This is a genomic window from Streptococcus sp. SS-4456 (assembly GCF_036680365.1).
Lineage (GTDB): Bacteria > Bacillota > Bacilli > Lactobacillales > Streptococcaceae > Streptococcus.
This window is the reverse complement of record NZ_JAVIHI010000064.1, coordinates 1-6,472: the sequence shown is the minus strand read 5'-3', so window position 1 is coordinate 6,472 and position 6,472 is coordinate 1. Positions and strand designations below refer to the sequence as shown.

At 45.2% G+C, this 6,472-nt stretch carries 9 protein-coding genes and 1 pseudogene; all 10 read left to right on the top strand.

The features are described 5' to 3' along the window. Positions 1–87: 87 nt before the first annotated feature. A pseudogene (locus RFK25_RS11160) lies at positions 88–1,116 on the top strand (tyrosine-type recombinase/integrase); the annotation flags it as partial. Between the two features lie 96 nt (positions 1,117–1,212). Beyond that, complete coding sequence (locus tag RFK25_RS11155) at positions 1,213–1,449, top strand: DUF2829 domain-containing protein (protein WP_004194840.1); 237 nt, start codon at positions 1,213–1,215, stop codon at positions 1,447–1,449. Next, a complete protein-coding gene (locus RFK25_RS11150; protein WP_332413500.1) occupies positions 1,442–2,140 on the top strand; it encodes a 3-oxoacyl-ACP reductase in 699 nt (232 codons plus the stop codon). The genes RFK25_RS11155 and RFK25_RS11150 overlap by 8 nt, the downstream gene beginning before the upstream one ends. A gap of 11 nt (positions 2,141–2,151) precedes the next feature. Further along, positions 2,152–2,433: a hypothetical protein gene (locus RFK25_RS11145; protein WP_332413498.1), complete on the top strand. Its 282-nt coding sequence runs from the start codon at positions 2,152–2,154 to the stop codon at positions 2,431–2,433. Then, on the top strand, positions 2,430–2,903 hold the full coding sequence (locus RFK25_RS11140; protein WP_332413497.1) for an ASCH domain-containing protein: 474 nt from the start codon (positions 2,430–2,432) through the stop codon (positions 2,901–2,903). Before RFK25_RS11145 ends, RFK25_RS11140 begins: the two co-directional genes overlap by 4 nt. A gap of 66 nt (positions 2,904–2,969) precedes the next feature. Next, a complete protein-coding gene (locus tag RFK25_RS11135) occupies positions 2,970–3,284 on the top strand; it encodes a hypothetical protein (protein ID WP_332413496.1) in 315 nt (104 codons plus the stop codon). 112 nt (positions 3,285–3,396) lie between these two features. Continuing rightward, positions 3,397–4,779 carry a bifunctional UDP-N-acetylglucosamine diphosphorylase/glucosamine-1-phosphate N-acetyltransferase GlmU gene (glmU, locus tag RFK25_RS11130; RefSeq protein WP_332413494.1) on the top strand — a complete coding sequence of 461 codons (1,383 nt, stop codon included), beginning with the start codon at positions 3,397–3,399 and terminating at the stop codon, positions 4,777–4,779. 8 nt (positions 4,780–4,787) lie between these two features. Next, positions 4,788–5,333, top strand: a complete 546-nt coding sequence (locus RFK25_RS11125) for an NUDIX hydrolase (protein WP_105117470.1) — start codon at positions 4,788–4,790, stop codon at positions 5,331–5,333. 9 nt (positions 5,334–5,342) lie between these two features. After that, positions 5,343–5,663 (top strand): cell wall synthase accessory phosphoprotein MacP, encoded by a 321-nt coding sequence (macP, locus tag RFK25_RS11120; RefSeq protein WP_332413491.1) that lies wholly within the window; start codon positions 5,343–5,345, stop codon positions 5,661–5,663. A gap of 9 nt (positions 5,664–5,672) precedes the next feature. After that, on the top strand, positions 5,673–6,362 hold the full coding sequence (locus tag RFK25_RS11115) for a 5'-methylthioadenosine/adenosylhomocysteine nucleosidase (protein WP_332413490.1): 690 nt from the start codon (positions 5,673–5,675) through the stop codon (positions 6,360–6,362). Positions 6,363–6,472: the final 110 nt, after the last annotated feature.

Sequence of the window (6,472 nt, the reverse complement as noted above, 5' to 3'; positions counted from 1 at the left end):
AGTCCAAAAGAAAACAATTTCCTTATTTTGACTATTGAACTCAACATATTTTTCATCAAATACCTTGATAGACTTGACAAATGGTAGAAAACAGAAGTCAAACAGAAAGCAAAGCAAGCGCCTATGGAGTTTATTCGAAACGGGTCAACGGTCAAGAAAGAAGTGGAGATAAAAACCTATCAGGAATTGGCTGAACTGTGGTTAGAAAGTTATAAGCTGACTGTAAAGCCTCAAACCTACATAGCAACAAAGAGAATGCTGCATAATCATCTTATGCCAACCTTTGGAGCCGTAAAACCCGAAAAGCTGACAGTTCACTATATTCAACGGTTTATCAATGAATTATCTGGCCACTATGTTCATTACGCTGTGGTTCACTCGATGAATAGGCGTGTCTTACAGTATGGCGTATCGCTCCAGCTCTTGCCATTCAATCCAGCTAGGGATGTGATACTGCCAAAAGTGCCCAAACCTGAAAATAAGGCAATTAAATTCATAGCACCCGAACACTTAAAAACCTTTATGGCTTACATGGAGCAGTTAGCCAATAAGAATTTTAGCTATTTCTTTGATTATGTTCTGTATAGCTTGTTACTGGCCACTGGTTGCCGATTTGGGGAAGTGGTAGCCTTGGAGTGGTCAGATATTGACCTAGAGGAAAGGACTATCAGCATTACTAAGAATTACAGTAGGCTCCTGAAAATTGTCGGTACTCCAAAGAGTAAGGCAGGTATCAGGGTGATCAGTATTGACCAAAAGACGTCCAACCTTTTACGATTATTCAAGAATAGACAAAGACAACTATATCTTGAAGTTGGTGCGCCTGCTTCGCCTGTGGTCTTTGCAATTCCTACAAAGGAATATCAAAATATGGCAACAAGACAAGAGGCACTAGATAGACGGTTGAAAGAGTGCGGATGCCCTCGCTTTACTTTCCACGCTTTCCGCCATACTCACGCTAGTTTACTGTTGAACGCTGGCATTAGTTATAAAGAATTACAATATCGATTAGGTCATGCCACCCTAGCTATGACCATGGATATATATAGTCACCTATCCAAAGACAAAGAAAAAGAGGCGGTTTCATATTACGAAAAAGCCATGAATAGCCTTTAGGGTGAACAAAAAGGTGAACAAATTACAAAATCAACTCATTCCAAGGTACTAGAAACCTTATTAAATCAACGTTTATAGACAACAAAGGAGTAAACCATGACATTTGAAGAGATTTTACCAGGCTTGAAGGCCAAGAAAAAGTACGTTCGCACAGGCTGGGGTGGGGCGGAGAACTACGTCCAGCTCTTTGACACCATTGAGGTCCACGGGCAAAAGCTGGAGGCGACGCCCTATTTCCTCATCAACGTGACCGGCGAGGGCGAGGGCTTCTCCATGTGGAGCCCGACCCCTTGCGACGTCCTTGCCACCGACTGGGTAGAAGTCCATGACTAAGACAGCCCTCATTACCGGCGTTTCCAGCGGCATTGGTCTAGCACAGGCGGAGATATTTTTGGAAAATGGCTGGCGTGTGTACGGGATTGATCAGGCCAGCAAGCCTGATTTGGCAGGCGATTTCCACTTTCTACAGCTGGACCTGACAGGCGATTTAAGCCCAGTCTATTCATGGTGCCAGACAGTCGACCTCCTCTGTAACACCGCAGGTATTCTAGACGATTACCGTCCCCATCTGGATATCAAGGAGGATGAATTAGCTCAGGTATTCGCGATCAATTTTTTCGCGGTGACCAGACTAACTCGCCCCTATCTGCAACAAATGGTGGACAGACAGTCGGGCATCATTATCAATATGTGTTCCATTGCCTCCAGTCTAGCAGGTGGAGGAGGTTCCGCCTATACTGCCTCCAAGCACGCTTTGGCAGGCTTCACCAAGCAGCTGGCCCTGGACTATGCCAAGGACAAGGTTCAGGTCTTCGGTATCGCCCCAGGTGCCGTTCAGACAGGCATGACCCAGAAGGACTTTGAGCCTGGTGGTCTGGCGGACTGGGTGGCAGACCAGACACCTATCGGACGCTGGACCCAGCCCAGCGAAATAGCAGAGCTGACCTTCATGCTGGCCAGCGGCAAACTCGCCTCCATGCAAGGCCAGATCATCACCATCGACGGCGGCTGGAGTTTGAAGTAGGGAGGAAAGTGATGTTGATCTTTGATGATAATCCTCATGTAGCAGTAGTAATCTGTAAACACATAAGTGAAGAGAATAAACCGATAACCTATATCAGTCACGACTTGGAAGATGGGATGTGGCAATTTCTTTGTGGAGATATTCATGACATTGCAGATGTTCAATTAATTGCTTTAGTTGAGATACTTCAGTTTGGGATAACCGAAACACTTCTAAATCAAATCCCTTATGGATTTGAGGCTGTACTTGATCAAGCAAAGAATTGGCAAATCTCTAGAAAGGACCCCCTATGACCCCTACACAACTTTGGCAAGAATTTCTTGCCATCAATCCCCAAGCAGGTCCTGAGCCAGAGGCCTGGGCCTTTGGGGCGGAAGCTGATCGCCTGGCTGATTTAGTAGCAAGAGGTATAAAAACCTCGACCAGCTCTGCCCATGCCCTCTACGCAGTGGAGGGAGAAGAAATCCCAACAGCTGGCGGCTATGACATCATTTTGGACGGACAAGGTCAGGCTGTGTGCATTATCCAGACCATCAAGGTCTATGTGACGCCCTTTTCCCAAGTGACGGAAGAACATGCCTATAAGGAGGGCGAGTTCCGTCAGGAAGGCGATTTGTCTGTCATAAAAGAGAAAAGTCTGGTCCACTGGCGGCAGGTCCATGAGGAACTCTTCACTATTTGGCTGGCAGAAGCAGGTCTGACCTTCTCAGAAGACATGCTGGTTGTCTGCGAAGAATTTGAATTGGTTTACCCTAAAATGTAAGTTTTTTCTTGTTTGCACCTTGTTTTTGTAATATAATAATATAAAAACAAAACCAAGGAGGATCCTATGGATAAACAGCGTGTTATTGATTTGTTGGACCAACTTTCTCCCATTCTTGCTGGAAAAGAGGAAACAATCGGCAAAGAACTGACGGAGAAAATGCAGTCAGCCTTGCTTGTGACTAAGGAAGATGTGGTTAGTAAGGAAGGATTGGCACTTGAGACCAGTTTGTCAGGCTTTGTGCAGACCATTTCCAATGCCAGCTTGCCAGGAACCAATCTCCGTTTTACAGCCCAAGAAAGTCCTGTCTGGGAAGAACTAAAAGCCCTGACAGAACAAGCTAGAGAGGACGGCCTACGAGGCATTCATTTAACGATCTAAGGAGCTTAGGCTCCTTTTTGCTTGACATAAAACTTGGCACACTTCTGCCATTTTCCAAAAAAGTTAAAATTTGCTATAATAGGGTCATATACAAATGAAAAGAGAGATACTTATGAGCAATAACTATGCAATTATCCTAGCAGCGGGTAAGGGAACTCGCATGAAGTCTGACTTACCAAAGGTCTTACATAAGGTGGCAGGAATTACCATGTTGGAGCATGTGAAGCGTGCCGTGGATGCCATGGAGCCTGCCAAAACAGTGACCATTGTTGGTCACAAGGCAGAATTGGTACAGACTGTTTTAGAAGATCAGTCAGAATTTGCCCTCCAGTCAGAACAGTTGGGAACAGGGCATGCGGTCATGATGGCAGAGCCAGCTTTGGCAGGTCTGGAAGGACAAACCCTTGTTATTGCAGGTGATACACCGCTGATTACAGGTGATAGCCTGAAAAACTTGATTAACTTCCATATCAGTCACAAAAACGTTGCGACCATCTTGACAGCCCAAGCAGACAATCCATTCGGTTACGGTCGGATTATCCGCAACGCTGACGGCGAGGTCTTGAAGATTGTCGAGCAAAAAGATGCCAGCGATTTCGAGCAACAAGTCAAGGAAATCAACACAGGAACCTATCTCTTCGACAATAAGCGTTTGTTTGAAGCCCTTAAGGACATTAACACGGACAATGCCCAAGGTGAATACTATTTGACGGATGTTATTTCCATTTTCCGTCAGGCTGGCGAAAAAGTTGGGGCCTATGTCCTCAAAGACTTTGATGAAAGCCTGGGTGTTAACGACCGTGTAGCTCTTGCGACTGCAGAGGCAGTCATGCGCAAGCGGATCAATGAGAAACACATGATTAACGGCGTCACCTTTGTCAATCCAGAAGCAACCTATATCGACATTGATGTAGAAATCGGAGCAGAAGCAGTTATCGAAGCCAACGTTGTCTTGAAAGGTCAAACGGTCATCGGTGAGCGAACTGTCTTGACAAACGGAACCCGAGTACGTGATTCTAAAATCGCAGCAGATGTTGTCATCAGCAACTCAGACATTGAAGAATCCATTATTGAAGAGGGAGTGACAGTGGGGCCTTATGCTCATATCCGTCCAGATAGTCTTCTGAAAAAAGATGTCCATGTTGGAAACTTTGTAGAAGTTAAGGCTTCTACACTTGGTGAGGGAACCAAATCAGGTCACTTGACTTATTTAGGCAATGCGTCAATCGGCAGTAATGTCAACGTTGGTGCAGGTACCATTACGGTCAACTACGATGGTAAGAATAAATTTAAGACCACTGTAGGCGACAATGCCTTTATCGGTTCAAACACAACCATCATCGCTCCGGTAACTATCGGTGACAATGCCCTGCTTGCTGCTGGCTCTGCCATTACCAAAGACATTCCAAAAGATGCCATCGGGATTGGACGTGGTCGTCAGGAAAACAAGGAAGGCTATGCGACCCGCTTCCCCTTCCACCCAAGCCAAAAATAGGTACTATTATGAATTTTGAAGAAAAAACCATCAACCGTACTGAGATTTTCAAGGGTCATATCTTTGATGTCGTTGTTGACGATGTGGCTTTGCCAAATGGTGGGACTGGTAAGCGTGAACTGATTTTCCACAAGGGAGCGGTCTGCGTTTTAGCAGTTACTCCAGAAGGTAAGATGATTTTGGTCAAACAATACCGAAAGGCTATCGAACGGGCTATCTATGAAATTCCAGCAGGTAAGTTGGAACTAGGCGAAGAGGATACGCTGGAAGATGCAGCCTTGCGTGAATTGGAAGAGGAAACCGGCTATACCAGTGACAAATTGACCTTGTTGGCGGATTTTTACTCAGCTATCGGTTTTTGTAATGAGCGTATTCGCCTCTATTTAGCTGATAACTTGGTTAAAGTGGAAAACCCTCGTCCCATGGATGAGGACGAGGTCATTGAACTGTCTTATGTAACCCTAGAAGAAGCCTTGGACTTGGTCGCAAGTGGAGATATTTGTGATGCCAAGACTATTATGGCGGTTCAATATTTACAACTCATGAGAAAGTAGGAGACGACAGTGGGCAAGCCCTTGTTAACGGATGACATACTAAAACGAGTGAAAAAAATGCAGGAGGCTGATACAGATGAACGCTTTGGACATTTTAGTCCCAAGCAAACTGTATCCATGGATGAAAAGATTTTTGACCCTATTTTAGATGAAGACTACCAAGGCTACGAGGAAGGACAGACCATCCGCATTCCCGTCAAACCCTCGGTAGTCAAAAGTCGGAGAATTGAAACCATCAAACGGGAAGAATTTCGGGGAAAAGTCAATAAAATTCTCTTTTGGGTCATCCTTTTACTGATTGTCTTTATCATTGCTGTCTTGTTCATTTAAGGAGAAATCATGAAATTTGGAATTATCGCAGCCATGCCCCAGGAACTGAAGATTTTGGTCGAGCATCTCCAGGAAAAAGTAGAAGTAACTGTCTTGGGACGGACTTATTACCAAGGCCGAATTGGTCAGCATGAAGTGGTTCTCGTCCAATCAGGCATTGGCAAGGTCATGTCAGCCATGTCTGTGGCCATCTTGGCAGACCGCTTTGAAGTGGATGCAATCGTCAATACGGGCTCAGCAGGGGCAGTAGCAGACGGGATTGCTATCGGAGATGTGGTGGTAGCCACTCACTTGGCCTACCACGATGTCGATGTGACGGCTTTTGGCTATGCCTATGGGCAAATGGCAGGGCAGGAATTGTATTATCCAGCTGACCAAGTTCTTTTAAAACAGTTAACAGGCGTTTTGGCAGAGCAGGAAATAACCAGTCATCAGGGTCTGATTGTGACCGGTGACAGTTTTATTGCAGGTCAAGATAAGATAGCTAGCATAAAAGAACATTTCCCAGAAGTTCTTGCTGTAGAGATGGAAGGAGCAGCTATCGCTCAAGCAGCTGTCAATACAGGCAAGCCTTTCTTAGTTATCCGTGCTATGAGTGACACAGCTCAGGGAGATGCCAATATCACCTTTGATGAATTTATCATTCAAGCAGGAGAGCGTTCAGCTCAGACCCTGATTGCCTTTTTAGAACAAGTTTAAAACCCAGCCAGGCGGCTGGGTTCAGATTGCAGACAAACATCGTTTTGGTGTTTGTCTTTTTTACTGTTTTTAGAGAAAAATGGCTGTTTTAATGCTGAAACCACCCCATC